Source organism: Roseovarius sp. MBR-79, from assembly GCF_053628555.1.
In genome coordinates, this window is sequence record NZ_JBRJGP010000020.1 from 17,822 (window position 1) to 44,077 (window position 26,256).

General features: G+C 66.9%; 26 protein-coding genes and 2 pseudogenes. 6 read left to right on the forward strand and 22 right to left on the reverse strand.

The features are described from left to right. Nucleotide 1 precedes the first annotated feature (1 nt). The 7 genes from ACSSV8_RS16730 to ACSSV8_RS16760 all read right to left on the reverse strand — a co-directional run bounded on the left by ACSSV8_RS16730 (nt 2) and on the right by ACSSV8_RS16760 (nt 7,848). The gene (locus tag ACSSV8_RS16730) at nt 2-1,915 is read right to left on the reverse strand and encodes a heavy metal translocating P-type ATPase (RefSeq protein ID WP_454283213.1); all 1,914 of its coding nucleotides are present in this window, start codon (nt 1,913-1,915) and stop codon (nt 2-4) included. An 18-nt stretch (nt 1,916-1,933) separates the two neighbouring features. Next, nucleotides 1,934-2,908, reverse strand: coding sequence for an FAD:protein FMN transferase (locus ACSSV8_RS16735; protein ID WP_454283214.1), 975 nt, complete (start codon nt 2,906-2,908; stop codon nt 1,934-1,936). After that, nucleotides 2,889-5,093 carry a PepSY domain-containing protein gene (locus ACSSV8_RS16740; RefSeq protein WP_454283215.1) on the reverse strand — a complete coding sequence of 735 codons (2,205 nt, stop codon included), beginning with the start codon at nt 5,091-5,093 and terminating at the stop codon, nt 2,889-2,891. The genes ACSSV8_RS16735 and ACSSV8_RS16740 overlap by 20 nt, the downstream gene beginning before the upstream one ends. 12 nt (nt 5,094-5,105) lie before the next feature. Next, entirely contained in the window at nt 5,106-5,576 is a 471-nt protein-coding gene (locus ACSSV8_RS16745) for a DUF2271 domain-containing protein (protein WP_296641917.1), read from the reverse strand. A gap of 44 nt (nt 5,577-5,620) precedes the next feature. Beyond that, nucleotides 5,621-5,995: a hypothetical protein gene (locus tag ACSSV8_RS16750; RefSeq protein ID WP_454283216.1), complete on the reverse strand. Its 375-nt coding sequence runs from the start codon at nt 5,993-5,995 to the stop codon at nt 5,621-5,623. A 181-nt stretch (nt 5,996-6,176) separates the two neighbouring features. Continuing rightward, entirely contained in the window at nt 6,177-7,532 is a 1,356-nt protein-coding gene (locus ACSSV8_RS16755; RefSeq protein WP_454283217.1) for a ferredoxin reductase family protein, read from the reverse strand. Further along, a complete protein-coding gene (locus ACSSV8_RS16760) occupies nt 7,525-7,848 on the reverse strand; it encodes a PepSY domain-containing protein (RefSeq protein WP_454283218.1) in 324 nt (107 codons plus the stop codon). Before ACSSV8_RS16760 ends, ACSSV8_RS16755 begins: the two co-directional genes overlap by 8 nt. Nucleotides 7,849-7,992: 144 nt before the next feature. On the opposite strand from ACSSV8_RS16760, the gene ACSSV8_RS16765 reads away from it, so the two are divergent. Continuing rightward, nucleotides 7,993-8,652: a response regulator transcription factor gene (locus tag ACSSV8_RS16765; RefSeq protein ID WP_454283219.1), complete on the forward strand. Its 660-nt coding sequence runs from the start codon at nt 7,993-7,995 to the stop codon at nt 8,650-8,652. After that, nucleotides 8,649-10,016, forward strand: a complete 1,368-nt coding sequence (locus ACSSV8_RS16770) for an ATP-binding protein (RefSeq protein ID WP_454283220.1) — start codon at nt 8,649-8,651, stop codon at nt 10,014-10,016. The genes ACSSV8_RS16765 and ACSSV8_RS16770 overlap by 4 nt, the downstream gene beginning before the upstream one ends. 14 nt (nt 10,017-10,030) lie before the next feature. Here ACSSV8_RS16770 and ACSSV8_RS16775 read toward each other — a convergent pair whose 3' ends face one another. From ACSSV8_RS16775 to ACSSV8_RS16800, 6 genes are all read right to left on the reverse strand, one after another. Next, nucleotides 10,031-10,159, reverse strand: a complete 129-nt coding sequence (locus tag ACSSV8_RS16775; protein WP_454283221.1) for a hypothetical protein — start codon at nt 10,157-10,159, stop codon at nt 10,031-10,033. 28 nt (nt 10,160-10,187) lie between these two features. After that, a complete protein-coding gene (locus ACSSV8_RS16780) occupies nt 10,188-10,445 on the reverse strand; it encodes a hypothetical protein (RefSeq protein ID WP_454283222.1) in 258 nt (85 codons plus the stop codon). Then, nucleotides 10,442-11,116 carry a D-Ala-D-Ala carboxypeptidase family metallohydrolase gene (locus tag ACSSV8_RS16785; protein WP_454283223.1) on the reverse strand — a complete coding sequence of 225 codons (675 nt, stop codon included), beginning with the start codon at nt 11,114-11,116 and terminating at the stop codon, nt 10,442-10,444. The genes ACSSV8_RS16780 and ACSSV8_RS16785 overlap by 4 nt, the downstream gene beginning before the upstream one ends. 74 nt (nt 11,117-11,190) lie before the next feature. After that, entirely contained in the window at nt 11,191-11,478 is a 288-nt protein-coding gene (locus ACSSV8_RS16790; RefSeq protein ID WP_454283224.1) for a DUF6127 family protein, read from the reverse strand. A gap of 19 nt (nt 11,479-11,497) precedes the next feature. Next, nucleotides 11,498-12,574 (reverse strand): DUF2793 domain-containing protein, encoded by a 1,077-nt coding sequence (locus ACSSV8_RS16795; RefSeq protein ID WP_454283225.1) that lies wholly within the window; start codon nt 12,572-12,574, stop codon nt 11,498-11,500. Nucleotides 12,575-12,585: 11 nt separating this feature from the next. Next, nucleotides 12,586-16,572 (reverse strand): baseplate multidomain protein megatron, encoded by a 3,987-nt coding sequence (locus ACSSV8_RS16800; protein ID WP_454283226.1) that lies wholly within the window; start codon nt 16,570-16,572, stop codon nt 12,586-12,588. 176 nt (nt 16,573-16,748) lie between these two features. On the opposite strand from ACSSV8_RS16800, the gene ACSSV8_RS16805 reads away from it, so the two are divergent. Beyond that, nucleotides 16,749-17,780 (forward strand): endonuclease/exonuclease/phosphatase family protein, encoded by a 1,032-nt coding sequence (locus ACSSV8_RS16805; RefSeq protein WP_454283227.1) that lies wholly within the window; start codon nt 16,749-16,751, stop codon nt 17,778-17,780. A gap of 51 nt (nt 17,781-17,831) precedes the next feature. Here the strand turns inward: ACSSV8_RS16805 and ACSSV8_RS16810 are convergent. Then, nucleotides 17,832-18,260 (reverse strand): annotated as a pseudogene (locus tag ACSSV8_RS16810) (NlpC/P60 family protein); the annotation flags it as partial. Nucleotides 18,261-18,327: 67 nt separating this feature from the next. Here ACSSV8_RS16810 and ACSSV8_RS16815 point away from each other — a divergent pair. After that, nucleotides 18,328-18,711 carry a hypothetical protein gene (locus tag ACSSV8_RS16815; protein WP_454283228.1) on the forward strand — a complete coding sequence of 128 codons (384 nt, stop codon included), beginning with the start codon at nt 18,328-18,330 and terminating at the stop codon, nt 18,709-18,711. Further along, a complete protein-coding gene (locus tag ACSSV8_RS16820) occupies nt 18,708-19,259 on the forward strand; it encodes a hypothetical protein (protein WP_454283229.1) in 552 nt (183 codons plus the stop codon). The genes ACSSV8_RS16815 and ACSSV8_RS16820 overlap by 4 nt, the downstream gene beginning before the upstream one ends. Here the strand turns inward: ACSSV8_RS16820 and ACSSV8_RS16825 are convergent. The 7 genes from ACSSV8_RS16825 to ACSSV8_RS16855 all read right to left on the reverse strand — a co-directional run bounded on the left by ACSSV8_RS16825 (nt 19,248) and on the right by ACSSV8_RS16855 (nt 25,216). Next, nucleotides 19,248-20,132 (reverse strand): DUF2163 domain-containing protein, encoded by an 885-nt coding sequence (locus tag ACSSV8_RS16825; RefSeq protein WP_454283230.1) that lies wholly within the window; start codon nt 20,130-20,132, stop codon nt 19,248-19,250. The genes ACSSV8_RS16820 and ACSSV8_RS16825 overlap by 12 nt on opposite strands. Further along, nucleotides 20,129-20,755 (reverse strand): phage distal tail protein, Rcc01695 family, encoded by a 627-nt coding sequence (locus tag ACSSV8_RS16830; RefSeq protein WP_454283231.1) that lies wholly within the window; start codon nt 20,753-20,755, stop codon nt 20,129-20,131. The genes ACSSV8_RS16825 and ACSSV8_RS16830 overlap by 4 nt, the downstream gene beginning before the upstream one ends. Next, on the reverse strand, nt 20,755-23,172 hold the full coding sequence (locus ACSSV8_RS16835; RefSeq protein WP_454283232.1) for a phage tail tape measure C-terminal domain-containing protein: 2,418 nt from the start codon (nt 23,170-23,172) through the stop codon (nt 20,755-20,757). The genes ACSSV8_RS16830 and ACSSV8_RS16835 overlap by 1 nt, the downstream gene beginning before the upstream one ends. After that, on the reverse strand, nt 23,153-23,308 hold the full coding sequence (locus tag ACSSV8_RS16840; RefSeq protein ID WP_155064687.1) for a DUF7697 family protein: 156 nt from the start codon (nt 23,306-23,308) through the stop codon (nt 23,153-23,155). The genes ACSSV8_RS16835 and ACSSV8_RS16840 overlap by 20 nt, the downstream gene beginning before the upstream one ends. An 83-nt stretch (nt 23,309-23,391) precedes the next feature. Further along, a complete protein-coding gene (locus ACSSV8_RS16845) occupies nt 23,392-23,829 on the reverse strand; it encodes a hypothetical protein (RefSeq protein ID WP_454283233.1) in 438 nt (145 codons plus the stop codon). 1 nt (nt 23,830) lies between these two features. Then, nucleotides 23,831-24,772 carry a phage tail tube protein gene (locus ACSSV8_RS16850; RefSeq protein ID WP_454283234.1) on the reverse strand — a complete coding sequence of 314 codons (942 nt, stop codon included), beginning with the start codon at nt 24,770-24,772 and terminating at the stop codon, nt 23,831-23,833. A gap of 24 nt (nt 24,773-24,796) precedes the next feature. Beyond that, nucleotides 24,797-25,216 carry an acyl-CoA transferase gene (locus ACSSV8_RS16855; protein WP_454283235.1) on the reverse strand — a complete coding sequence of 140 codons (420 nt, stop codon included), beginning with the start codon at nt 25,214-25,216 and terminating at the stop codon, nt 24,797-24,799. An 85-nt stretch (nt 25,217-25,301) separates the two neighbouring features. On the opposite strand from ACSSV8_RS16855, the gene ACSSV8_RS16860 reads away from it, so the two are divergent. Beyond that, nucleotides 25,302-26,000 (forward strand): hypothetical protein, encoded by a 699-nt coding sequence (locus tag ACSSV8_RS16860; protein ID WP_454283236.1) that lies wholly within the window; start codon nt 25,302-25,304, stop codon nt 25,998-26,000. Between the two features lie 57 nt (nt 26,001-26,057). Here ACSSV8_RS16860 and ACSSV8_RS16865 read toward each other — a convergent pair. Beyond that, nucleotides 26,058-26,168, reverse strand: a pseudogene (locus tag ACSSV8_RS16865) (DUF6441 family protein); the annotation flags it as partial. Nucleotides 26,169-26,256: the final 88 nt, after the last annotated feature.

Below are 26,256 nucleotides of genomic sequence, written 5' to 3' on the forward strand. Positions count from 1 at the left end.
GTCATGTTGCGGTGATTGTCGGCGTGGGCGGGCGATGAGCCGCTGTATCGCCAGGGCTGCCCTCTATCTGACCTGCGTGACCCGGCACGATCCTGAGAGCTCGCAATGCGTTGAGGATGACCGCCACGTCGATCAACTCCTGCAGGAGCGCGCCCTGCACCGGGGACAGGTAGCCGAAGGCCGCGGCGACCATGCCCACGACCGAGAGACCAATCCCTGCCGCGACGCTCTCAACGGCGATGCGGCGGGATCGTTGCGCGATCTCGATTCCTGGCAGAAGGCGATCCAGGTGATCGACCAGCAGCACGACATCGGCCGCTTCGGCCGAAGCCGCCGCCCCACGCGCGCCCATCGCGACACCGATGTCGGCGGCCGCCAGCGCGGGTGCGTCGTTGACACCGTCGCCCACCATCATGACCGGACCGTTCTTGCGCTCGGTCAGGACCAGCAGAACCTTCTGGTCGGGGGTCAGATCGGCGCGCACGGCATCGAGGCCAAGGCCCGCCGTCACGGCCTCGGCAACGGCGCGGCGATCGCCTGTCGCAAGCAGGATACGGCCGACGCCCAGACGTCGAAGCCCTGAAAGCAGGTCGGCCGTGCCGGCGCGCAATGCGTCGGCCATCACGATGTGGCCGGCCAGTTTTCCGTCGACGCCAAGCGAAACCACGACCGATCCCGCCTCGACCACCGTGCTTTCGGGGTCGGCGACGCCAAGCTGCGTTGCGACGAAACCCGCGCCACCCACCACGACCCTGCGTCCGTCGATTGTCCCGGCAACGCCTTCGCCGGGCGTCTCGACCACGCTCGCGGGGATCGGCAAGGCGATCCCGCGCGCCTGGGCCGCCCCGACGATTGCCTGTGCGATCGGGTGTTTCGATGCCTGATCGAGGGCTGCGGCGAAGTAGAGAATGTCGTCCTCGGACAAATCGCCATGCCTGTCGATCGACACGATCTGCGGGCGTCCGTCGGTCAGCGTGCCGGTCTTGTCGAGGATCAGCGTCGTAATCCGGGCCAGCGCCTCGAGCGGTTTCGCGCCCTTGATCAGCACCCCGAAGTGGGCCGCGCGCGAAAGCCCGGCTACCAATGCCACCGGAACGGCGAGGATCAGCGGGCACGGCGTCGCCACCACCAATACCGCAACTGCCCGGATCGGATCGCCCGTGAACCACCAGGCGGCGGTTGCCAACGCGACGGTCACGGCGAGGAACAGCAGCGAGTAGCGGTCGGCCAACCGCGCCATTGGCGCCTTGGATTTCTGCGCCGCCTCGACCAGCCGGACGATCCCGGCATAGGTGCTGTCCGCCGCGCGCCGTGTGACACGCAGGTCAAAGGCCTCGCCCGCATTGGTCGAGCCGCTCATCACGTCCTGCCCCTGTGCCAGACGGACGGGCATCGACTCGCCGGTCAGCGCGGACTGGTCCAACATCGCGCCCGCGCTCTCGACTGTCCCGTCCACGGGGGCAACGTCACCCTGGCGGATCAGCAGAAGATCGCCCGGGGCGATGTCGTCCAGCGGCACCTCGTCGAGCGCGCCTTTGCGGTGACGGGTGGCGGTCCGGGGCACGCGGGACAGAAGGTCACTCATCTCGCGCCGGGCACGACCCTGTGCGAAGCTTTCGAGGAAGGTGCCGCCCGAATACATCAGCGCCACGACTGCCGCCGCAAGGGTTTCCCCGAACAGCAGTGCTGCCGACATCGACAGCGCCGCGACGATGTCCAGCCCGACCTCGCCTTGTGCCAGGCTGCGCACGATCTCGACGCAGAGCGCCAAGAGAACCGGGATGACACCGGCCGCCCACGCAATCCCGGCAAGGTCCGGCTGCCCCACCAGCCATAGGACGAGGCCGGATACCAAGCCGAGCAATGCCATGCTCAGCAGGGCGACGTTCAGGCGATCATGAAACAAGGGTGTCATCTGGTGCATGTCCCGGCGTCAGTTCACGCGCTCGGGATCCGGACGGGTCTCGAACAGCCGTCCCACTCTCGTTTCGCGAAGATGATCGCCCTCACGATCAATGAAGAGAGCGTTCAAGTTACATCTACGCGCCAACATCGCGCCCTCCAAGCTTCCTTTTACCATCAGCGCCGTCGCCCACGCATCCGCCTCGGCGCAGGTCCGGGCGACGACCGTCACCGAGGCGGGCGACGCGAGCAGTGGGGCGCCGCGCGCGGGGTCCATGGTGTGCGACAGGCGGCGGCCCTGCACCTCGACCCAGTGCCGGTAGTCCCCCGAGGTCGCCACGGCGGCGTCCTGCAGCGCGAGGATGGTATGGGGCGCGCGGCGGGCGGGGTCAGGCGCTTCTACAGCGATGGTCCATGCTTCCCCGTCAGGCCGGAGCCCGAGCGCACGCATCTCCCCGTCGATGCCGACAAGCGCGTTACCGATCCCATGCACCGCCAGCGTCTCGGCCAGCCGGTCGACGCCATACCCCTTGGCGATGCCATTGAGGTCCAGCGCCAGCGGCGAAGTCTTGCGGACGAGACCTGTCGTCCTGTCGATCTCGAGCGCCTGATGGGTGGGCACACGTCTGGCCGTCATGGCGCCGCGGATGCGCTCGGGCGCCGCTGCTTCGGACCCGAACCCCCAGGCCGTCACCGCGTCGCCCATGCCGATGTCGAAGGCCCCGCCAGAGGCAAGACCGATCTCCAGACCAAGTCGGAGAACCTCGCTCAGCCGATCCGGTACCATGACCCCAGCGCCAACAGGCGCTCCGTTCAGGCGCATCAGATCGCTGCCCGCGTTCCATGTGGACATCTGCGCGTCGACCTCGCCCGTGGCCGCCTGGAGCGCTGCCTCGACCGGCGCCGGATCGAAGCCATCCGGCGCGAAGAAGAGCGCCGACCAGCGCGTGCCCATGGTCGGGCCGTTCAGGGCAAAGCGCACACTTTCAGTAGACATCTTCGACATACCGCCCCTCCGTCTTCAGAGCCGCTGGGGTGAGCCCGGTCGGTGCAAGGATCTCTGCCAGCGCATCCGCCACACCCGCCGCCATATCGCGTCCACCGCAGACCATCACACGGGCCCCGTCGCGGATGAGCTGAGCGACCTGCGCCGCGTCCCCGCGAAGCGCGTCCTGGACGTAGTGCGGTCGTGTCCCGCGCGAGACGGCCGTGACCAGACGGGTCAGACGGCCCTCTTTCTGCCAGGCGCGCAGCTCCTCGCCGTAGAAGAAGTCGCTGGCGGGATGACGCATGCCGAAGAACAGGTGGACGGGCCGCTGCCCGGCATTGCCGCGCACGAAGCCCGCCAGAGGTCCGATCCCTGTGCCTGCGCCGATCAGGATCAGCGGGGCGCGGCCCCGCCCCGTGCGGAAGCCAGGATTGCGGCGGAGGAAGGCGGTGACTGTGTCGCCGGGTTCGAGAGCGGTCAACTGGCCAGAGGCGAGGCCTCCGGGATGCTTCTTGACCACAATCTCGATGAAACCGTCGCGGCGCGCAGAGGCGAGCGAGTAGAGACGCGGCACGGGGCTCCCCTCGGGCATGATGCCGATCAGATCGCCCGCGTCGAACCGGGCGAAGCCCGCCCCGACGAACCGCTGCCACAGGCTGACGCGCGGCAGGGCGAAGCGAAGGATCGCGGTTGGGGCCTGCACCTCTGCGCCGTAGTCCCGACGCGAGACGAGGGTCAGCGTCTCGGTTGCCGGGCGAACGGGCTCGTGGGACAGCTCGAGATCGACCCCCATAGCGTCTCCGACGGCGCGGCCCCAGCGGGCGAAGTCCTGCGGCGACTGACGGTCGATGGTGTCGATGGCCATGAGCTGCCGCCAGCCCTTCGCCTCGGCGGCAGCCGCGACAGCCTTGGCGAAGGCGCAGTAGGCCGGAAAGCTGCGGTCGCCGAAGCCGAGAACAGCCAGGGGCGCGCCGGGTGCGTTGTCGGCTGCTGCCAGCCGGTCGAGAAAGCCCTTGGCCGAGGCAGGCGCCGCGCCGTCGCCATATGTCGCGGCCAGCACGATGATCCGGTTGGCCGCAGCATAGCGTTTTGGCGCGAAGGCCGACATCGGTGCTGTGTGCACCCTCTGGCCGGCTTGCGTCAGTGCGGCGTGGAGCGTGGCGGCAAAGCCCCAGGTGCTGCCGCCCTCGCTGCCGACGAGCAGGATCGTCTGGGCCCCGCCCGCGGGCTGATTGCCCCGGATGCGCGGCCGCCCCCTCCGTCCCGCGCGCCAGACGACAACGCCAGTCACGCCCATCGCCGGAACGCCGAGCGCCATCAGCCCCAGAACGAGGCCAAGCGTCGCCGCGCCCTGTCCGGTGTGCAGCATGTAGATGGTCTCTGATAGGCGTTCCCACCCGGTCAGGTCGGTCCAGGCCAGCAGCGCACCGGTGCCCTGATCGAGATACCCGGTCCCCTGGTCGGTCTTCAGCGTGAAGACGTCCGTCGCATCGCCGGGATAGGGAAAGCTCAATTCCCGCAGTTCGTCGACAGGCGTCTCCACCAGGAGGAGCATCTGACCAGGCGCGAACCCCGTCTCGCCGCTCACCTCAACCGGCATGGCTGGCACGCCGCCACCGGGAAGCAGATCGAAGGTGGACGCCGTCATCCACAGGGCGGTGGTCGACGACAGGACAAGGCCGACCACCGCGATGCGGGCGATCTCGACATGCAGTCGGCCAGCGAGCGGGCCGCGCAGCCGTGCGAACCAGTGCCGCCAGCCGCCCGCACGTCGGGTGACCAGCAGGACACCTGAAAGCGCGAGCACCAACATGGCTGCGGCACCCACGGCCGTGGCGATGCGCCCGCCATCGCCGAGGAACAGCGAGCGGTGCAGGTTGGTAAGCCAGCGTTGCGTCTGGTTGGGGTCGGCGGAGGCCGCACCCTGACCCGTGGCGGGGTCGACCACAGCGGCGCCGGGCGTGCCCTGATCGAACCAGTAGGCCGTGATCCGGCCCGAGGGCGCGCGGCGGATCTGCTCGACGCCCGGATAGGTGCCCTGGATACGATCCGCGAGGGTGGCCACCGTCATGCCCGCCTCGGCCTGCGGCGCGGCAATGCGCTCGGCAGCAGGGAAGACCGACAGTGCCGCGCCGCTCAGGGATAGGACGGTGACGAGAGCGAGGGCCAAGAGACCCGGCCAGCGATGGAGTGCACGGATCATGGCCATCACCCCTCACATGTCGTAGGCGAAGGTGGCGATGTAGCGCCTGCCGGTCACCGGCGTGCCGGCGCCAGCGGTCGTCAGCGGGACGGCCACCTCGTTCGGGCTGTCGCGCATGTCCTCGACCGCCGCGTCGATGTGGAGCGTGTAGCCCGCATCGAACAGCGCGTCGGCCAGATCGAGCGTGATCTCGAGCGTGCGGCCCGCGCCGACGCTGGCGCCGGTGATGCCGTTGACCTGAGCAGTGTCGCCGCCGGTGGCGCGGTACCAATCGCTCAGATGCTCGTAGTACTTCGACTTGTCGCCGGCCATCCAGAGGCTGCCGACATAGGCGCCCGAGGCGTCGGTGACATAGAGCGCGAGGTAGGCGCCGTCGCCGCCGTAGGTGTTTAGGGTCGTGGTGAGCGTCACCGGCCTTGCCATGGCGAGGCCGGGAAGCGTCAGCGCAGTGGTGAGCGCGAGCGTTGCGAGAAGAGATTTCAGTTTCATCGGATCGGTCCTTGTTCGGAGAGTTGCGGCGGAGTGGCTCAGTTCACCTGGACCTGCGGCGGAGCGCCGTTCCCGAAAAGCCCGTTCTGCGGTGGGGCGACGGTGCCGGCGGGCGCAGGATTGGGAGCGCCGGTGCCGCAGTCGTCGTCGTCATCATCGTCGTCGTCGCAGTCTTCTTCGTCATCATCGTCGTCGTGATCACGCAGCGAGCCGCGGTTTTCCTCATCGTCGTCATCGTCGTCATCGTCGTCACTGGCGAGGATGAGGGGCAAGGACTGCGCCGCGTCCTGCCAGATCGCCGCGAAGTGCCGAGGGCTCCCATCGGGGGCGGTGCTCATCGCACTCCAGGCGGTGCTGCCGATCACGGCGGTCAGCGCTGTGGAGGCGACAAGAAGGGTGAGGGTCTTTCGCATCGGAGGGTCTCCTTTTCGTTTTCTGAGACCGATATGCAGACCTGACCTGAGGCCTTCCTGACGGCCTTGCGATTCCCGCTTCAGCTTGCCGTCAGGAAAAAAACGCCCCGCCGATCTGGCGGGGCGGGAAGCTGGGGCGCGAGCGGAGCCTGGTAAGTGCGCCGAACGGATGTTCTGCTTGTCAGGCGAACTCGAAATACTCGAAGCGGACGCGTCGCGGCGTCTGGTCCAGCGCCTTCAAACCCTTCAGGATTCCGTCTTTCAGGCCCTTCGGGCCACAGAACCACAGATCGGCATCCCGGACCGCGAATGGCGCCATACCGATCAGACGTTCGGCCGTCAGGCGCCCATCACGCGCGGTTGCGACCACATGAAAGCTGAACCGCGGGTTGCGCGCCGCCGCCGCTTCAAGGATCTCCAACCCGATCGCCTCTTCGGGTGTGCTGACACAATGAACGAGGTGAATGTTTCGCCGCTCCGCCTCGGTCAGGCTTTCCGCCCACGCAAGGAACGGCGTGATGCCGATGCCGCCCGCAAGCCAGATCTGGCGCGCGCCACCCTTGCGGAAGTCGAACCGGCCATAGGGCCCCTCGACCTGCACGTTCATCCCGGTTCGAAGGGCGTCAGGCAAGCGCCGGGTCCAGCCACCCAACCCCTTGATTGACAGGGACAGCGCGCCGTCAGGGCGTGGTGCGCTGGCGATCGTGAACGGGTGCGGTTCGGAAAAACCCGCTTCCGGCGCGCGGAAGAAGGCGAACTGCCCAGGCCGCCAGCGCAAGGCCCGCCCTTTGGGGCTGAGCGTCAACGCGGTGGTGTCGCCATGTCGGCTGATGTCGCTGACCGTGTACTCCCGCCGCCGCAGGCGCGGCGCGACGAATTCGGTATGCACCCAGGCGATCACGCCACCGAGCCCGAACGTGTTCAGCATCACCGACAGCGACGGATCGACCCCGGTCGGCATGTCGACGAAGACCTGGTGGAACACGATGACGGCGAAAAGAACGCCCATGAACCGATGGCTGAAACGCCATAACTGATAGGGAATCTCCAGCCCGATAAACGGCAGGCGCCGGAACCAGCTGATCGCGATCAGCACGAGCAGCGAATTGAAGGCGAATTCCCCTGCCTCCTCGGCCAGCTCCCCCAAACCGGTCTCGCGCACAGTCCGCTCGAAATCCGGTTCGATTTGCTGGTGCAGGATCATCAGGACCATCGCGGAGATACCCAGCCACTTATGGACCCGGTACATGCGGTCGAGCCCACCGAACAACGGCTCCAGCAGACGCGGTCGTGCGGCAAGGATCAGGGTCTGGCTCATGGCGACCACCGCCGCGGCCCCGACGGCAATACCGATGGCTGCCTCCGAACCGTAGGACGCATACGTGGTGAAGCCGAGCAGCCCCGCCAGAACGCACAGCAGGGCGACCAGCAAGGGGCCGGACAGATTCAGAACATTGCCAACAGCTGTCGTCCAGGAAATGGACGACCAGACCGGCCCCAAGTTGACGTTCTTTGCGGGCTGCGCCAGATCAGTCATCGCTTCGCTGCTCCCGATCCCTGCGAGAGCGATCGTCTTCGTCCTCATCGTCTTCGTATTCGAACTCGATAACTTCCAGCGTGGCGGGATGAACTGTCACCTCGATCCGGCGCCCCTCGGCATCCCGGCCGTCGATCTCGTAGCAGCCGTCGTCGATCTTGATGCGGCGCACAGTCCACCCGTTGTCTTCGGCGAGGCGCTGAACGGCATCCCTCGGCTGCCAGTCCGCCATGGGCACGAAGCAGTCGTCATCGGCAAGCGCAACCCCAGCCGGGAAGACCGCGAGAAAGCCGAGAATTGTCAATGTCTTCTTCATGGGGCAAACTCCTCGTGGCACGCCTCTTGATGCAACACATGCGCGGCGAAGCTGACGGGAGCCTGAAGTTCGGAGCCCGGCGGCGTCAGCTTTGCGTCAGCCAGACAAGTCATGGAGGGTCATCGGGAAAGGAACGGGACCAACATGCGCATCCTGCTGATCGAGGACGATACGGTGCTGGGCGCCGCGGTGCGCGACCAGATAGCCGCGGATGGCCAGTCGGTGGACTGGGTCACGCGGCTCGACGTTGCCGGCGACGCCGTGCGCGCCACGTCCTTTGATCTGATCCTGCTCGATCTCATGTTGCCGGACGGCCGTGGCATCGGGTTCCTCAAGGGCTTGCGCGCGCGGGGCGAAGCGACGCCGGTCATCATCCTGACGGCGATGGACCAGGTGTCGGACCGGATCGAGGGGCTGAACGCGGGGGCCGACGACTATCTCGTGAAGCCTTTCGATCTCGCCGAACTGTCAGCGCGCATCGGCTCCGTCGCCCGGCGCTACAGCGGCAACCCGAACCCGATCATCACGCACGGGCCGCTTGAGATCGACCTGGCCGCGCACAGCATCTATCGCGACGGCAAGTCCGTCCAGCTGACGGCGCGGGAATGGGCGCTCTTCGAGGCGTTTCTGTCCCGCCCGGGTCAGCTTCTGTCGAAGGCGCAGTTGGAGGAGAAGCTCTATGCCTTCGACGTGGAGGTGGAGAGCAACACCATCGAGGTTCATGTCAGCCGTCTTCGCAAGAAGCTGGGGAGCGCGGTTATCGAGACCGAGCGCGGAATGGGCTACAGACTGGGCAAAGCATGAAGTGGCCCGCCAGCCTTCAGGCGCGGCTCGGCCTGTCGCTGGGCCTCGTGCTGACGGTCCTGTGGCTGCTGGCCGCTTCGGTGACGGCCGTGATCGTGCGGGGCGAGATGGACGAGGTCTTCGACAGCGCCTTGCGCGAAACTGCGGAACGCATCCTGCCGCTGGCGGTGACCGACATCGTCGGACGCGAGGACCAGGGAGTGACCCAACGGCTCGCGCCCATTCGCGAGCACGACGAGTTGTTCACCTATCTCGTGCGGGACGCCGAGGGTCTGATCCTGCTGCAGTCCCATGCGGCAGACCCCGCAGTTTTCCCGCCCTACGATGGGCCGGGGTTCCGCCAGACCGCAACTCACCGGCTCTACAGCGACGCGGCGCTCCGGGGGACGATCCGCATCACGGTTGCCGAACCGTTGGCGCATCGCGCGTCCGTCGCGCGGGAAATCCAGATGGGCCTCGGCCTGCCGCTCCTGATTGTGCTGCCCCTCGCGCTTGCGGCGATCGTGATGGCCGTTCGCTTCAGCCTTGCCCCCCTGCGCCGGTTCCGCGCGCAGCTCGAGGCGCGCGGCGCCCGCGACCTCTCGGAGGTTACCGCCCACGATCTGCCGACAGAGATCGGCCCGCTGGCCGCGACCCTGAACAGCCTTTTGGCCAGGTTGCGCGCAGCGTTCGAGGCGGAGCGCAGCTTTGCCGCCAATGCAGCGCACGAACTGCGAACCCCGCTAGCAGGGGCCATCGCTCAGGCGCAGCGGCTTCGGTCGGAGACGAGTGACCCGGCCACCGACGCGCGCGCTGCAGAGATCGAGGCGACGCTGAAGCGCCTGACGCGGCTTTCCGAACGCCTGATGCAGCTTGCGCGGGCGGAAGGTGGGCGCCTGCGGATGGACCGAAGCGCAGACCTGAGAGCCGTTGCGCGTGTTGTGGTGGACGATCTGGCGCGCGCGAGCGCGCCGGGCCGCATCGCGCTGACCCTACCGGACACGGCCGTCATGTCGGATATCGACCCTGACGCCTTCGGCATCCTCTGCCGGAATCTCGTGGAGAATGCGCTTCGTCATGGGGCGGAGACTGCGCCAGTCGATGTGACCCTGACGGGAGATGCGCAATTGATCGTGTCGAACGACGGTCCCGTCCTGCCGCGCGACACCCTCGACCGCCTGACGGTCCGTTTTGAGCGGGCAAACCCAGGCACCGATGGCAGCGGACTCGGCCTTGCCATCGTCGTTGCCATCGCGGACCGGATCGGAAGCCAACTCATTCTGGAGTCGCCGCGTCCGGGGTCGTCTTCCGGTTTTCAGGCTTCCCTCAGGTTGCCGACAGAACCTGCGAACACCATCGCACGAGACACGATGCGCAGGACATGACAAATGATGGAACATCAGCAGCTTCGCGCCTGCTCGCGCATCACGGCGTAGTCGGCCAGCATTTCCGCGATCACCGATCGCTCCGGCAGCAGAGCCAGTTCCTCGGCCGCCTGTGCCTGGAACTCGCGGCTATACTCGACCACCGGTCGGCAGACGGTCGCGACGCGGGGGTCAGAAACGACCTTTGCGCAGCCGGTCAGCGAGATCGCTGCGATTGCGAGGGCGACGCGCCGCGGCCTCCAGCATCTGGCGTTGGACATCATTGGCCTTCTCCGTGGTTTCAAGGCGTTCGGCGAGGCGTCCTGCTCGCTCCCCGGAGCGCCGAAGCGAAAACAGGAACAGGAGCACTGCCAGCGCGATGGCTCCGCAGCGCAGCGCCGCCCGCCCCCAAGGGCTGGCGGCGATCCCGGTGAGAAGTGCGGCGATCACCGCCGCCCCCGCTTCCAGTCGTCGAGGCGGGCATAGATGGTGACCGCGATCCCCCCGAGTGCCACGGCGATGAACACCCATCGAAGCGTATCGAGATACGGCACCAGCGGCAGGATCGCGGTCTGGGTCTCGGCGAGGACGCTCTGCGCGACATCGACCCCGGCCGCGCCCAGCGTGGCGACACCGGCCGCGCCACCACCCTTCATGGTGCGGCTGTCGGCCAGCACCTCGCGCGCGGGCGGCGTCTCCGCTGCAAATGCCGTCGCCCGAATCGGGAACCGCTCGCCCCACTGGCGCGCGGGGCCGAGGTCAACGTGCATGAAGCCGGAGCGCGGGTAGAAGCCGAAGCCGAGAAACCCGACCTCCCGCGCCGCCGCCTCGAAGGCCACTGGGTCGTGGTTCGACATGGCGATATCGAACGCCGTGCCGTCCATGTGCTTCGACGCCATGGCCCCGCCGACCGCTCGATTGTGCTCGGGGCTGCGATAGGCCGAGCGGACGATCAGCGGTTTGCCCAGCCGATCGCGCAGCGCCTGCAGCTTGTCGAGGGCGGGTTCGTTGACCAGCAGCTTGCCGGTGCCCCGGCAGGCGATTTCGGCCGGGCTGAAATTCGGCCAGCGCCAGGCGCTCTCAGGCACGTCGCGCCAATGGCTGTAGAAGGTCGTCGTCATGGGGGTCCTCCGAAAACGAAAAACCCGCCTCAAGGGCGGGTCATTGCGGGCCGATGAATGGGGATGGGGCGCGGCTAAGGACTGCCGCCGAAGATCTTGAGCTTGATGGCGATGCCCGCGAGCAGCGCCAGCATGATGCCGGTGGTGATCATGCGGACGGCCGTCTGCATCGCGGTGCGCCGCACCAGCCGGATGCAGTCGACGAGCGAGCGCAGATCGCGGATGTCGAGCGCGGCCTCGTCGCCGTCGAGCCCGACATCGGCGAGTGCGCGCTTCGCGCCTTCCTCGGCCGCTCGCGTCAGGATCGCCTCGAACTCGGCGTCGGGCATGCGCACGAAGCCCTCGGATCTGGGTGGTGTCATCGGGTCCTCCTTCCGCTGCTCAGCCGACCTTGCAGCCCCAGAAGGACGTGTGATCGGCGGCGAAGTAGCCGTCCGCGACCCGGAAATACCCCTGCAGCTCGACGGTATCGCCCGCGGTCAGCGGCACCATGGTCTGCAGCCAGATCGCGGTGGCGAGCGAAACATGGGTGGCAGAGATTTCGCCGAAGGAGCCCCGGATTTCGGTCGTGCCGTTCAGCACCAGCCGCCCCCGCATGCGCGCGGTCGTGCTGGCGTTGATCTTGTAGAGCAGCGTCGCGCCGAAAAGGTAGGTGCCGTCGACCGGGGCCACGAAGTGATTGTTCGCGGCATCGAAGGCGCCCTGGTCGTTGTAGTCGGTGTTGTTCAGGCCGATTTTCGTCCAGGTGCCGACGCCGACATAGTTGTCGTAGTTGGTCCATGCCTTGAACCGCGGGAGCCGGGGCTGGTCGACGATGCCGTTGGCGTTGTCGACGCTGAGCCCGTCGAAGAAGGTGCCGCCGTCGGCCGAGACCGCCAGCCGGAAGCGGTCGGAGCCAAAGAGCCCGACCAGCGCCTTGGTCACAAAGCCGGTCTGCAGGGTCAGCCCGAGGTCGTCGGCCGCGGTCTCCTTGTTCATGGTGTAGAACAGATCGCCCGTGCCGCCCTCGGCCACGGTCTTTGCCGTCCAGAGCGCAGCGTTCAGCTTGGCCGAGAACGGGTTCGAGGCGTCCGCCGTCGTGCCCAGACCCAGAAGCGCGAGGTTCTGCAGCGCGGCGGGCGTGGTCCCGACCCAGCCCGCGCCGTCATAGACCAGCAGCAGGCCCTCATCCTCGACCCACGCGCGCCAGCCGGTCCGGGGTGGCAGCCGGAGCCAGGCGCCATCGGTCCAGAGCGCCACGTTCAGATCCCAGCCCGCCCAGTCGCCCGTCGCGCCCGAGGCGACGATGTAGCGGTCGCCATCCGTAGGGCTGCCAGGCGGCGCGGTCAGGTCCCGGTCGAGGACGGAGAGCTGGACGAGCCCGTCGAGGATCCGCAGCGCCTCGTTGTGGGTGACATGCTTCTGGGCCTGCGCCACCAGGATGTAGGGCAGCAGGAGATGGGTCGTGGCGTCGGACATGGGAGAAGCCTTCAGAACAAGAGCGTGACGGTCTTGGGCGCGCCCCGCCCGACAAGAGCGGAGAGCTGGAAAATGCGGACGGTGAGGGTGTCGCCAAGGCCGAGCGGCGCGCCCCAGTCGGCGGTTTGCTGGGCGGCGGCGGTGTAGAGCGCGCTGGTGGTGGCGGTGCTCAGCACCCGCTTCACGGTGGCGCCGTCGAGGATCTCGATCTCGTAGGCTTCGAGCTCTTCTCCGAGCGGCACCTCAAGCCCGCCCCAGCTGTCGGCCGCGAGCGCGCGGGATCGCCGAGTCCAGCGGATCGTCAGATCGCCCGGTGTGCGCGGCCTGCGCCATGGCTGCTCGACATGGGCGACAGAGAAGGGTCGCAGCCCCACGCCTGCGGGCGTGAAAATCTGCGCGACATAGGTCTCGTCGCCGACCGGGCGGCTGGCCGGCCCGATGCGCCAGTTCCAAGGGATGCCGAGATCGGCCTCGGAGATGGGCAGCGAGGCGAGGCTGTCGTCGAGCACCACCACGCGGGCGCCTGCGGGCGCAGGGTTCCCCATCGCGCCCTCGGTGCCGCGCTGGCCGCGCAGCAGCCGGGTCAGCCGATACCGGCCCGGCGCCAGCAGGTCGGCCGCGCCCGCCTGCACGATCTCCCAGGCGCCGGGCGCGCTCTCGATCGCCAGCGCGTTCGCCCCGCCGAAGAGCGTCAGGTCTGTTACGCTCTCGAGCGTCCCGGTCAGCAGATCGACCACCAGCGCATTGCCGAGATCGAAGCGCGAGGTGGGACCGGCGTAGAGGTTGGAGACCAGCACCCCGATCCGGGCGCGGCTGCCGAACGTGGTCAGCAACTCAAACCCGTCCGTCGACGGGCTGCGGAAGACCGCCATCTCGCCGGGCCACGGCACGGCATGCGCCGCGACCAGCGGCCGGTGCGCAGGCTGGTCCTCAGTCAGCTGCGGCAGGTCCATCAGCACCGCATCCGGCGCGCCGAACACGACGGCCCGCGTCAGCGACGCCGCGCGCGGATCGCCGGGCGGCAGGTCGTAGGTCGCCCGATCCTGGCGCACCGCCTCGATGCCGCGCGCCTCCGCGTCGGCGATGGAGACGAGCCGAAGATCGACCAGCCGCCCGTCATGGGCGAGCCGGATCGCGTCGGCCGGATCGAACGCGAGGCGCGAGGGCGGCAGACGGAACGCCGCCGTCTCGCGCCCCACCCACGCCTCCATCAGCGCGCGGCGGCAGCGCCTCTCGGCTTCTTCGGGCGGCACCGCCATCGGGAAGGACTCCGAGGCGATGCGCGTCGTGTCCACGGTGATGCGTCGCGCCTCGACGAGGGCCGCGTCGTAATCCTCGTCGGCGCGGGCGACCTGCCACTTCAGCGCCTGGGGCAGTTCTGTCTCCTGGCCGCGGGTCAGTTCCAGCACGTCGCCCTCGCGGGGGCCGCTCCCCGCGTTCGGGGCCACCAGATCGTCGGGCGTGAGGGTGGCGACGGAGGCCCGGCCGCGCATGATGAAGCGGATCACTCCTTCGGTCTCGACCGCGTCGAAGCCGAAGTGGCGCGACAGCGTGGTGATCGAGGCGCGCGGGCTTTCAAGCGCGGTGATGGCGTAGCCTTCGACCGCGCCCCAGAGGCCGGTGACGTCGATGCGATCTTCGGGCAGCCCTGCGCGCAGGCAGAGGTGCCGGACGAGCGCCGCGAGCGACACCGCGCCCAGCCGCCCCGTCAGCCAGTGGCCGAGCCGCCAGTTCGCCCCATCCGTCCAGACGTCGGTCAGCGCCGGAAAGAAGGGATAGGGCCGCGCGTCCCAGGTCCAGGCGGCGCATTCCGGCACATGCACCATCGGCCCGCCGTAGACCGAGGACAGCGGGTTGTTCGCCGGGGCGCCCCACCAGAGCCAGGTCGCCTCGAGATAGGCCCGCTGGATGGCGTCGTCGCGCCAGCCGCGCGAGAAATGCGGCGTGAAGCTTTCCGACGACTTCGGGTCGAAGAAGACGTTCGGCTGGTTGGTGCCCCGGTCGATGGCGGGACAGCCGAGCTCGGTGAACCAGATCGGCTTCGACTGCGGCGCCCATGCCGTCGGCGTCCCGCTCTCCACCCCGCTCGGGCGGTCGTAATGCGCGTTCGACCACCAGGCGCGCAGATCCTTGTAACGGAAGACCCAAGGCTTGCTGGCGGCGCCGTCAGTGATCGGGGTGCGGACCTGTGCCGACCGATCCGCGGCCGAGGCATAGAACCAGTCGAAGCCTTCGCCGCCCGCGATGTTCACCTGCAGGTAGGCGCGGTCGTAGATCGCGGGCCAGCCCTCGGCCGCATCGGCATGCTCGAACCCGTCCCGCCAGTCCGACAGCGGCATGTAGTTGTCGATCCCGACAAAATCGATCTCCGGATCGGCCCAGAGCGGATCGAGGTGAAAGAACACGTCACCGCTGCCATCGCCCGGCTGATGCCCGAAATACTCCGACCAGTCGGCCGCATAGCCGATCTTGGTCCCGGAGCCGAGGATCGAGCGCACATCCGCGAGCAGGTCCCGATAGGCCTGCACCGCCGGATAGCTGCTGGCCCCCGAGCGGATCGTCGTCAGCCCCGGCATCTCGGTACCGATCAGGAAGGCGTCCACGCCGCCCGCCGCCGCGCAGAGATGGGCATAGTGCAGCACCATGCGCCGCAGGCCCCAGTCGCCGGATGGCCCGGTCCAGGAAACCGACTGACCCGAGACGCTGAAGTTGGCCGGTGTGGCCGAGCCGAACAGCGCCGCGACCTGGCTTGCCGCCGTGGCGGTCTTGTCCACCGTTCCGGCGAACCCCGCAGCCGGGGAACAAGTGATCCGCCCCCGCCAGGGGAAAGCGGGCTGGCCCGTCCCGGCGGCGTTGTCGGAATACGGGTTCGGCAGGGTGTTGCCGGGCGGCACGTCCATCAGGATGAAGGGATAGAAGGTCACCCGCAGTCCGCGCGCCTTCATCTCCTGGATGGCCTGCACCACCGCGAAGTCGGCCGGGGTGCCGCCATAGACGGGGCGATCCTGATCGTCGCGGCTGACGAGGAAGGCGCTGGCGCGGCTGACGCCGTTGACTGACCAGCTGGTGGGCGTGGTCGACTTGGCCGACACCTCGACGCCCGGCCGCACCTTGCAGGACCCCGCGCGCAGGTCGTCGCCGAACCACGCCACGACGAGGCTGACGCTCTCGACCGCCGGGGCCATGGCCTGCAGCCGGTCGAGCGCTTCGACCATGTCGGTGGAGTCGGCCAGCGCGTTCAGGTTCTCCGGCACCGTCGCGCCGCCATCGGTCTTGCGGATGGCCTGCGTGGCGTAAGTGAACTCGCCCGAGGCCGGGATCATCGTGACCGCCTGCACCAGCCCCTCGGCGGTGTCGGGATCGGCGAGCGGTCGGAAGACTTCGAAGGAGAGCTGCGGCAGCCGGTTGCCATAGGTGGAGAGCGCCAGTTCCTCGAAAACCACATAGGCCGTGCCGCGATAGGCGGGGGTGTTGGCGCCGCCCATCCTCGCGGCAATGAACGGATCGGCGGCTTGCGCCTCGTCGCCCGGATACCAGCGCCAGGTGACGCCGGAGAGGTCCATCGGCTTGCCGTCGGCCCAGATGCGACCGATGCCGGTGATCGGGCCTTCGCAGAGCGCCACGGCGAAGGAGGCGTAGTAGAGATACTCGGTGGTCTTGACCTTGCCGCCCCCGCCGCCCTTGCCGCCGCCCTGCGTGGTGGTCTTCGTCTCCTCGCGGAAATCCGTCGCCCAGATGATGTTGCCGCCCATCCGCATCCGGCCGTAGAGCCGCGGGATGACCGCGCCCTCGGTGGACGACGTGATACGGAGACTGTCGAGCCGCGCGCCCTCGATGCGCTGGGTGGGCGCCAGCGACGAGATGATCCAGCTGTCGACGACGGAGCCGATGCTGGAGCCGATGAAGCCGCCGATGGTGGCGGCGCTCACGCCGAGGATCGCGCCGCCGATGCTGCCGCCAATGGCGGCGCCGGCCGCGCCGAGAACGAGGGTGGCCATGCTTTATTTTCCGAAAGTGAGAGGTTGAGGCATGCGTTGACGTTCAGACGAGGGGCTGCGGCTCGCGTGCTCTCAGGGCCAGAAGAACAGGATTGGGTTTAGGCAGCCGCGAACTTCTTGATCAGAATCGCTCGCTCCTGCACCATTGACTCACGGCTGTAAGGGGCGCGCGTTTGATGGAAGCCAGAACTGTTTCATTTACAACGTTCAATCTTTACAATCTGAACGAACCCGGTCTGCCGATATATTCAAATGCGGCCGGACATTCAGAGGAGTTGGTGGCGCGGAAGGTCAGTTGGTCGGCGGCCATGCTGAGGCGAGCGCGGGCGGATGCCTTTGGGTTTCAGGAACTCTGGCACACAGGGCCGCTCGAGCGGATGTTCGCCGAAGCGGGGCTTGAAGACGAGTACGATCTCATTGTGCCGCAAGGACATTCGGGCCAGCGGATCACCTGTGCAGGAGCCGTGCGCAAGGGGATGCTGGAAGGAGAGCCAGAATGGATAACTGCCTTTCCACCGTCGTTTCGGCTTGAAAGTCGTGGTGGGGACCCACAGACACCGTCAATATCCGTGGCGATCAGCAGCTTCTCGCGTCCGGTACTGCGCTTCACCATACGCCCGCATGCCCAGCGTCCGGCGATCGACATTCTGGTTTGCCATTTCAAATCCAAGGGTCCGACGAGGATCGACGCGGAGCCCTGGTATCGCGCTGAGCGGGCGCTCTACAGCGCGCATCGAAATGCGATCGGCGCCGCCATTTCTACAGTTCGCCGCACCGCTGAGGCGCTGGCAGTTCGTCAGATCGTGACGGATCTTACAAAGGGAAGCGATACGCCAGTCGTTGTTCTGGGCGATCTGAACGACGGGCAGGAGTCCAACACCCTCGACATCCTGTCGGAGCAACCAAATTTTCTACAGCCTCTTTCAACTGGAGGCAGCGATACGGCGCTTTACTCCGGGCAGGCGCTACAACAGCTGCGCTCGCTCCGCGATGTCTACTACACCTACATTTTCAAGAAGCAGCACGGATCGCTCGACCACATTCTGGTTAGCCAGGAACTCTACGATCAAAGCCGCAAGCGCGTGTGGAAGTTCGACGGGCTAGACGTCTTCAACGATCATCTTAATCGCGAGGAATTGCGAGAAATCGAAGGCGCCAGCGACCACGGCATCATCCGCGCTCGATTCACAATTCGGCAGGCTGCCTGAACTCCTGTTGGCCGGGCCCGTAAAGGCGTGATGGCGACACGTTCGTTGTCCAGGTATTCGAAAGGCGAAGGCGATGCGCCGCCGCCAGGATTGGGTGAGCGATTCCTCGATCACGCCGAGCCGCTCGTAGGCGTGGAGGAAGGAGTCGGGGCCCGTCAGGATCGCGACATGTTTGGCGATCGCGTGGGGCTTCATGCGGAAAAGGACCAGCGCACCGGGTCCGGCGTCGGCGGGCGACACCTCGATCATCATGCGTCGCGCGCCCTCGGCCAGCACCTCGCGCGGGCCGGTCTCGCCCCAGTCGCGGCTGTAGGGCGGGATCGGGAACGGCTCGGGGCCGACGACCTCGCGCCAGACGCCTCGGGCGAGCCCGAGGCAGTCGCATCCGACGCCCCGAAGGCTCGCTTGGTCGTGATAGGGCGTGCCGAGCCAGGAGCGTGCGACGGTGACTACTCGGCTAGCGACTTGGTCATGCGTCAACAATCGAGTATTCTCAAATATGTGCGGTGCTGGTAGCGTTCCTCCATCAGTTTTGAAGGAGTAAGCCGTGCGAACTACATTCATAGCTTTGCTGACCCTTTGGGGCACGGTGGCGGGCGCTCAACCTGTTCTCGAGTGCCCGCCCGGACCATTTGATTGCGTTCCGTGGAACCCGCGTGGCGGCGGTGGAAACCCCGCGCCTCCACCTCCACCGTTCTTCGAGGTTGAGCCGAGATTTATCCAACCAGAAAGATTCAACGGATTTATTGGCAACGGACGAGGAACGCACCTCGAAATTCATGAAGGCACGCCTCCAGATGGCCTAAGAGAACTAGTTGAAAGTTATGGAATATCCATGGATCCTGATAGACTTTACGTACTTCCTAGCGGTTCATCAAGCGTCGATATTGAAGGCGACTACATCATTTTTAACGGCGTGCGCATTGAATGAACCATGTTGTTGACATCCTACTGATCTTTACCGCCTCCGTGGCTGTCGGCTCCATTGTACCGTTCATCCTGTCGCTCTTCGTGCAAAGAGATCGCAGCTTTGAGATCGGCGTAATCCTGGTCGTCTTGTCCATTGTCGGCGCATGCACTGGCCTTGCAGGGGGAATGAGTCGCGTTGGTGCTGTCGGCAGCATTATCCCTGCATTCTTGGGACTACTAGGCGGACTTTCAATATATCTTTTCGGCATTGACCGCACAAAGGGATTGATCGCCTCCTTTGGCGCGGCAGCACTTTCTCTCGCTCTGATAATTTCTTACACGGCAGGCTCTCAGTTTAGAAACATTGGAGATGATCACCGAGATATTCGTTCGATTTGCGCAAATGCATATACTGATTGGGAGTTGATCTCCAATCAAGTTGCATTTGAAAAGTTTCGAGAACGTTTGGGCGCCCTATGTGACAGCTCAATGAGCTGGCATGTTGCGGGTCGCGGCTCATTGCTCGCACGTTTTTGGTACATTACTGGAGAAGATGCGTCACAAGACTGATCCGGCGTGGCCGCCGTCCTTCGTGGCGTAGCGCAGCACGGCATCCTGGCCGGGGATGTGCGGGAAGCCGCGGAAGTTGGCGGTGTTGGCGAACTTCACGCCGCAGGTCTCGATCCGCTTGTCGCAGCCCGCGCGGATGGTGAAGGCATCACCTTCGCCGATGGACCGCACCGGCGCTTCGAGCAGGGTCAGGATAGCCACGCCGTCCGTCACGTCATGGCCCAGCACTTCGGTGCGCCGCCCGGCATTCGCGCCGCTGGTCCATTCGACCGTGCCGAAGATGAACCAGCCGGAGACGAAACCGCCGAGCCCCGAGGCCGTGAAGGCCCGGTCACGCAGCAGATCAATGACGGCGCCCGTCCCCTTGTAGGCGGGGTCCTCCAGATCGACGCCGCAGCGCGCGTCCCCAAGCGCCGCGTCGCAGGTCGCCTGGAAGGTCCGACCGACCGTCTGGCCGAGCACATGGGCGAGCGAGCGCACCTCGGCGACGAAGGCCAGCCGTCCGCGCCGGATCTGACCGATGGCCCCGCGTCGCATCAACACGCGCTGGCCGGTGTTGGTCCAGTTCACCCGCCAGACCTCGACCGCCGCGTTGTCCCAGCGGCCGTCGAGGATGTCGGTCTCGGTGATCCGATCCGAGGTCAGCACCCCTTCGGCATCCTGCGCATCGACGGACAGGTCCAAACCCGAGCGCACCTCGGAGGCGGTCAGACCGCTCTCGGGCTCGAAGTCGGTGCCAATGAGGCTCAGCGTCCGGTCGTGGTCGGTGAAGCCGAGTGTCTCGCCATCGGCACGCGTGATCCGCCAGCAAAAGGCGAGCGTTGTCGTGCCGTCGTCCAGATGGGCCTGTAGGGCGGGATCGAGAGACTTCATCGCCGGATCTCCAGGAGCGGAATGGAGGTGATCGAGCCGAGCCGTTCGAGGTCGAGCGTCACGTCGAGCACATCGGTGTCGAAGCGGACGGGCACGTCGAACTCGAAGCCCCCGGTGATCTCGACGCCGGCGCCCGGCGCGGCGCTCAAGGTGACGACACCGGTCGTGGGGTCGACCGACCAGCCGGAGGCCTGCTCGACGCCCGACAGCGCGATGCGAACGCTGCCCGCCACCGGCTTGGCGATGGCGCGCGTCCAGGATTGCGCGCCCGAGGCGTAGTGCTTCACCAGCTGGAAGGCGGTCGTCGCGCCGTCGCCAGTGCCGATCGCCTGGTCGGTAGGCGATGGCGTGCCCGAGGGCAGGCAAGACTTGTGGTCGCCCCAGTCCTTGAAGCGGAAGCCGTGGAGCCGCCCGTTGCGCGCCTCGAAGAAGGCGACGACCGCCGCCAGATCGTCCGCGCGGCGGATGCCGTAAGCGACATCGTAGCGGCGGCGCGAATTGGCCCAGCTCGCATTGCGCTCCTCGTCGCCCGAGGCGAGCTCGACGATCTGCGTGCGCCGCTCCGGCCCACCCCGCGCGCCTCGGCTGATGTTGTCGGGAAACCGCACCTCGTGGAACGCCATCACATGCCCCTCCGCCCGAGCGACACGGCGCGGGCGATGTCGGCAGCCACCTGTGTCCTTGACTGCCGGAAGCTTTCCGCGTCGCGGGCCATGATCGTGACGTTGACGCCGCCGCCTGCGCCGTAGCTCTGTGCCTCGCGCCGCGACAACACGCGCTCGCCCCGCTGCAGGATCGCAGGCACCTCGTCGTGGCGGAGGCCGGCCATGCCGCCGCCATGCATGCGCGGCGCGGCAGCGAAGGCCATGGCCGGGACCATGCGCGAGGGGCCAGCGGAGCCTACCATCCCGCCCGCATGCAGGACGTTCGCGAAAATGCCGCCCGCACCAGCGAAGACACCCGAGAGTGCATTGGCGATCGGCCCAAGGATGAAACGCCGCGCCGCCAGCTGGGCGAGATCGGCGAGCAGCGAGGTGACGAGGTCGCGGAAGTTCAGCTTGCCGGTCTTCACGAACTGGCCCACCGCGTTCTCGGCCGATTGGAAAGCCCCGACGAGGCTCTGGCCGATATCGCCGCCGATCTCGCGCGCCTTGCTGGCGTAGTCCGACAGCGCCGCCGTGACCGCCTGCCAGCCGGTGACGGCGGCCTCGGTGTCGGGCTCCGCTGCAGCGGCGGCAGCCCCGGCGGCCGCACCAGCACCCGTAGCGGCGCGCCCGGCTTCACCAAGCGCCGTCTCCAGCCGCTCGGCAGCACCCGTCGCCTCGGTCAGCGCATCGGCACTGGCCCCGTCGGTGCCGCGCACGGCATCGCGCAGCGCTTGCCAGCTTTCGAGGGGCGCGCGGGCACCTTCCGCCAGATCGCGTGCCGCGCCGCGATAGAGGTTCGCGGACTCGAGCGCCCGATCTGCCGTCTCGGTCAGACCGAGGTCGGGTGCGGTGAGCGGGTTGTCCTCGAAGGCCCGGTCGAACGCCGCCTGCGCGGCGGTGGTCGCAGCGCTGGCCGCGCCCTCGAAGCGGTTCTCGATCTCGCCGAGGTCGAGGTCGGGCACCAGCGAGATGCGGCGCTCCGACCCGAGCGCTTCCAGCCCCTGGTTGATCCCGCCGATGAAGCCGTTGATGCGCGAGACCACGCCGTTCAGCATCGCCTCGACGCCGTCGACCAGGCTGTTGGCCGCCTGAAACGCCAGATCGCCGATGGCAGCGGGCAGCAAGCCCCAGATCGCCTTGATCGCCTCGTAGGCGCCCTCGAACGTGTTTGCAGCGGTGTTGCCGAAACCGACGACGCTCTCGATTGCGCTCTGCATTCCGGAGGCGGCATCGGCCTTCAGGTCGAAGAACATCGCCGTGGCCGCAGCACCCGCAGCCGCCGCGCCCATCCTGATCCGCTCCCAGACCTCGATCGCGAGGTCCTTCAGGAGCGACATCGCTTCTCCGAAACCGCCCGCGCCGGAGACGAGACGGGTGAACTGATAGACGAGCTCGCCAGCGCCAACGATCAGCGCACCGATGCCGGTCCGGATCAGCGCGCCGCGCAGGACGACCAGCGCCGTGGCGAGGCCGCGCACGGAGAGCGCCGCAGCGGCCATTCCGGTGACCCAACGTCCCGCGAGGAAGGCGGCGAAAGTGGCCGCGTAGGTGGTCAGCCGGCCGATGTTCTCGAAGAGACCGCGGATCGCCACGCCGAGCGGGCCGGTGCGGCTGGCGACCGCAGCCATCGCGTTGGCGACCGCTTCCAGCGCGGGGGCTGCAGCGACGGCCAGCTGGTTCGACAGGCCGCGCCAGATCAGCCCCAGCCGGGAGATCGCGTCGTTCGTCCGCTCGATCTGGTCGGCATCCTGCTCGGAGACGACAACGCCGAAGGCAAGCACATCCTCGGTCGCCTGGCGCAGCGTCGCGGTGTCGATCCGCGACATGGCGATCGAGCCTTCCTCGCCGAAGAGCTGCCCCGCGACGGCCGCGCGCTCGGCGGCAGGCACGAAGCTTTCGATGGCGGCGTTAATCGCGCCGACGCGCTGGTCCAGCGGCAGAGAGATCAGCTCGGTGGCCGATAGCCCGAGCCGGTCCAGCGCATCAGCGGCAGGGCCGGTTCCGGCGGCCGCCTGGCTGAGACGCCGCGTCAGATCCTTCGTCGCTTGCTCGATGCCAGACATGGAAACGCCAGCCAGTTCGCCCGCGCGCTCCAGCGTCTGGATCGAGGCGACGGTCGTGCCAAGCGATTGCGCGAGCTTGGCCTGCGCATCGACCGTCTGCAGGCCCGAGCGCACCATGGCCACACCGGCGGCGGCTGCGGCGGCCACTGCAGCTGCAGCAGCCACAGCAACACGCCGCGAGAAGGCCGCCAGCCGGGTGTTCGCCGCCTCCATCTCGCGGCTGAGCCGCCCGAAACCGCGCGACCCGGCCTCGCCAACGCCTTCCAGTTCGGCGCGCACCTGCCGTCCGCCCACGGCCGCGAGGCGGACGCTAACCCGTTTTTCCGCCATGGGAATGATCCATCTGTTCGTTGAGTTTGGCGACCATCACCGCTTCGATGACGGGGAGCAGTTCGGCCATGGCGAGCGGCGGCACGCCGAGCGCGTTCCCAAGCGCCAGCGCCGCCGACATGTCCCAGCCGATCACCGCGCCGGGCAGTACGCGCAGCTGGCCTCCGAGGCGGCCGACGAGGTCCCAGACCTGCCAACCCTCCGGCGTTTCCGGACGGTTCAGCCGCGCCGGGCAGTCCGGGCACGCTTGCCCGCAGGCTTCGCAGTAGCGCTCGCCCCCGCCGAAGGACCATTCGGCGAGAGCGCGGAGGCGTTTTTTTCCTGTTCCAGCAGCAGACCCTTGGAGACGTAGGTCAGCTGGAAAGCCTCGAAGATCGGCCAGATGTCGAGCAGCGCGTCGATGGCCTCTGGGCTCGGGTCGATGGCGTTGCCGTCGGCGTCGCCGATGCCCTCCCAGGCGAGCATCGCCCGTCGCGCCAGCGCCTTGGCGAAGGCGACAGCGCGCTCCTCGTCGGAGGCGTCCTTCGGCACCGCCTCGACGGCCGGGTCGTTGCGCGTCGCCACCATCAGCGCGGTGGTCAGCGGGCGCAGCTGCACCCGGACGCCGGGGGCGAGGTCGTGCCAGCGAGGCGCGTTGGTCAGGTCGAGCGTCAGCATCTCAGTAGGTCTCCACGTCGTTCACGAGGGTTGCGGTGCACATCCGCCCGACGGTGCTGCCGCGCGCGGCCTGCCAGTCGAATGTCGCCTGGACGCCCTGCGGTCCGGAGATCTCGATGCGCGGGCGCGGCAGGTAGACGGCGTGCACGGTGAAGGTGAAGCTTTCGCCCGAGGGCAGCACGTAGGCGAACTCCATCTCGCAGGCCTCGCCATTGATCGCCTGCGTCACCAGCGTCTGGTCGGCGAAGCGCACCTCGATCCGGCCGGTCAGTGCGGCGATGGAGGGGTCCGCGCCATCGATGCGACCGTCCGAGCGGATAGTCTCGATCCGGTCGAGGTTGTTGGCGTAGGTGATCTCGGCCGAGACCACGTTGCCGAGGGCGGTGCCATTGCGGGTGATCGCCCCGTTGAAATGGCCGAAGCGCTTCAGCTCCAGCGCTGCGGGTGTCCCGGCGCTGGTGGTCGTGCCCACCGTCTCGCCCTGCGCCACCAGCCGCGCCGTGGCGGTCAGCAGGCCAGACCGCTGCATCTGCCAGGTGATCTGGTCGAGCACGCAGCCGGAATACATCGCATAGCGCGGGACCTCCGGCATGCTGGTCTCGATCGACATGCTGGGCAGCGTCCAGGACCCCGACTGGAACTCGTGGGTATAGGGTGCCTCAGCACCGGTGGTCGCGGGATCGCCGAACGCCGCCTTCAGCCAGAACCCGAAACCGGCCGCATCGATCGGCACGACGACATCGCCATCGGCCGTCACCGCGTCCTTGATCGGCGCCAGCGGATCGCGGCCGTAGCCGAGAAGCTCCGAGTTCAGCAGCGGCTGCTCGGCGCCGAGCGAGGTGCTGGCGAAGGGCATGCGGGTGAAGCCGCTCGCGGGCGGCGTGCCATAGGTCGTCTCGAACGCAAGCGCCATCAGCGCCCGCGCCCCCTGGGCTCGTGCCATGGTGTTCTCCTCGGGTTGTCGGGATCAGCCGAGTGGATCGGCCGTGGAATAGTGCAGCACAACCGGGATGATGGCTGCCTTCAGGCTGCCAGCGCCCTCCACCGGCAGGTCCACAGGGCGCGGCGCTTCCGCCTCGACCCAGTCGCAGAGCCCGCTCAACGTGCGGTCGGCGGCGAGTGCCGCGCCGATGCTGGCGGTCAACGTGTCGAAGGCAGCGTCACGCGCCGCGCCCTGGACGACCGCCTCGATCTCGGCGCGGTGCTGGTAGTGGTAGGCCAGCGGCGACAGCGTGACATCCGGTTCTCCGGGCTCGCCGTCCCGCAGGATCAGCAGCCCCTCAGTGGGGATACGCTCAGGCAGCACCTCACCGCGCAGGGCGGTGGCGGGCAGCGCCGAGAGCCGCGCATGCAGCGCAGCGAGGATGGTTTCGCGAGAGGTGGGCATCTTCAGCCGTCTTCTTCTGTATGTGGCGCAGTGGGTTAGTTCCGACTACCTTGCCAAGTGCGGAAGTCGCGGGAGCCGGAATCACATGCGGAAGATTAGTCCAAATGGAGTATGGAACGATTTTGCTGCCCAACTTGACGAGCAGTTCGCGTATTATCAGAACTCGTGGAACGCTCTTGCAGGGGCGGAAGACAGAAAGATTGCAACCGAAAACTATGTGCTAACCATCGGCGTGATGTTTGAGGGATATGTTAACGATCTGATTTTTGCGTATGCCAACAGAGACTGCTCAAGGGTTATGCAGCACCTCGAGAATAGCCTTCGGGCCTGTTTGCAGGCGGCCCCCAAGGCAGAAGCTGCATTCAATAAGTTTGGGGATTTCAAACATAGAGATCATCTAACGAAAGCTGAACTTAAGGAGATCCTTGATCCCGAAGGTAGAAACACCTCCTTTCCGGACTTTGCAGCAATCGAAGATCGAGCACAGCAATGGCTTGCGGCGGCACATGCACAGCGATTTGCAAATTTGAACGCCCAACAGCGGGCGGTCATAAATGCCGCGATAGCAGCGAGAAACAATCTCGCACATCGGAGTAAATCCTCTCTCGACAGGCTGAATGTTGCGTTCGACGCAGGCGCCCTCTTTCCGACGGGGCTCAAGCGGAACGTTAATCTCATCCAGCAAGCCGGACACTACCTTAAGGCTCGACCAAACAACGGGGACTCGCGGGCGACCATTCTTGGCCGCCTCCTAAGAAATGCATCGGAGGCTCTAGTTCATTGACCCATGGCGGAATTTGGGTGATGCGGAACTAACATCCTGATCGGCAATCTTGAATCATCACCGCTCCTCCACCCAGTTCGCCACGATCAGCCCCGGCACACCGTCCAATGCCCGGTCCGCATCCCGTGCGAGGTCCAGCCGCTTCGGCAGCTTGACCTGCGGGGGTAATCCCCCCCGAAATTAAGGGGCTTCAAAAGTAGAATTTTCTCGGCAAGATGAACGAGGAGAATTCGAATGAAGACAAGCAGATACACTG

Excerpts from the sequence above, each read along its gene's own strand:
- ACSSV8_RS16730 (WP_454283213.1), bottom strand. The coding sequence starts at position 1,915 with ATGACACCCTTGTTTCATGATCGCCTGAACGTCGCCCTGCTGAGCATG.
- ACSSV8_RS16735 (WP_454283214.1), bottom strand. The coding sequence starts at position 2,908 with ATGTCGAAGATGTCTACTGAAAGTGTGCGCTTTGCCCTGAACGGCCCG.
- ACSSV8_RS16740 (WP_454283215.1), bottom strand. The coding sequence starts at position 5,093 with ATGATCCGTGCACTCCATCGCTGGCCGGGTCTCTTGGCCCTCGCTCTC.
- ACSSV8_RS16750 (WP_454283216.1), bottom strand. The coding sequence starts at position 5,995 with ATGCGAAAGACCCTCACCCTTCTTGTCGCCTCCACAGCGCTGACCGCC.
- ACSSV8_RS16755 (WP_454283217.1), bottom strand. The coding sequence starts at position 7,532 with ATGACTGATCTGGCGCAGCCCGCAAAGAACGTCAACTTGGGGCCGGTC.
- ACSSV8_RS16760 (WP_454283218.1), bottom strand. The coding sequence starts at position 7,848 with ATGAAGAAGACATTGACAATTCTCGGCTTTCTCGCGGTCTTCCCGGCT.
- ACSSV8_RS16765 (WP_454283219.1), top strand. The coding sequence starts at position 7,993 with ATGCGCATCCTGCTGATCGAGGACGATACGGTGCTGGGCGCCGCGGTG.
- ACSSV8_RS16770 (WP_454283220.1), top strand. The coding sequence starts at position 8,649 with ATGAAGTGGCCCGCCAGCCTTCAGGCGCGGCTCGGCCTGTCGCTGGGC.
- ACSSV8_RS16785 (WP_454283223.1), bottom strand. The coding sequence starts at position 11,116 with ATGACGACGACCTTCTACAGCCATTGGCGCGACGTGCCTGAGAGCGCC.
- ACSSV8_RS16790 (WP_454283224.1), bottom strand. The coding sequence starts at position 11,478 with ATGACACCACCCAGATCCGAGGGCTTCGTGCGCATGCCCGACGCCGAG.
- ACSSV8_RS16795 (WP_454283225.1), bottom strand. The coding sequence starts at position 12,574 with ATGTCCGACGCCACGACCCATCTCCTGCTGCCCTACATCCTGGTGGCG.
- ACSSV8_RS16800 (WP_454283226.1), bottom strand. The coding sequence starts at position 16,572 with ATGGCCACCCTCGTTCTCGGCGCGGCCGGCGCCGCCATTGGCGGCAGC.
- ACSSV8_RS16805 (WP_454283227.1), top strand. The coding sequence starts at position 16,749 with ATGGAAGCCAGAACTGTTTCATTTACAACGTTCAATCTTTACAATCTG.
- ACSSV8_RS16820 (WP_454283229.1), top strand. The coding sequence starts at position 18,708 with ATGAACCATGTTGTTGACATCCTACTGATCTTTACCGCCTCCGTGGCT.
- ACSSV8_RS16825 (WP_454283230.1), bottom strand. The coding sequence starts at position 20,132 with ATGAAGTCTCTCGATCCCGCCCTACAGGCCCATCTGGACGACGGCACG.
- ACSSV8_RS16830 (WP_454283231.1), bottom strand. The coding sequence starts at position 20,755 with ATGGCGTTCCACGAGGTGCGGTTTCCCGACAACATCAGCCGAGGCGCG.
- ACSSV8_RS16835 (WP_454283232.1), bottom strand. The coding sequence starts at position 23,172 with ATGGCGGAAAAACGGGTTAGCGTCCGCCTCGCGGCCGTGGGCGGACGG.
- ACSSV8_RS16845 (WP_454283233.1), bottom strand. The coding sequence starts at position 23,829 with ATGCTGACGCTCGACCTGACCAACGCGCCTCGCTGGCACGACCTCGCC.
- ACSSV8_RS16850 (WP_454283234.1), bottom strand. The coding sequence starts at position 24,772 with ATGGCACGAGCCCAGGGGGCGCGGGCGCTGATGGCGCTTGCGTTCGAG.
- ACSSV8_RS16855 (WP_454283235.1), bottom strand. The coding sequence starts at position 25,216 with ATGCCCACCTCTCGCGAAACCATCCTCGCTGCGCTGCATGCGCGGCTC.
- ACSSV8_RS16860 (WP_454283236.1), top strand. The coding sequence starts at position 25,302 with ATGCGGAAGATTAGTCCAAATGGAGTATGGAACGATTTTGCTGCCCAA.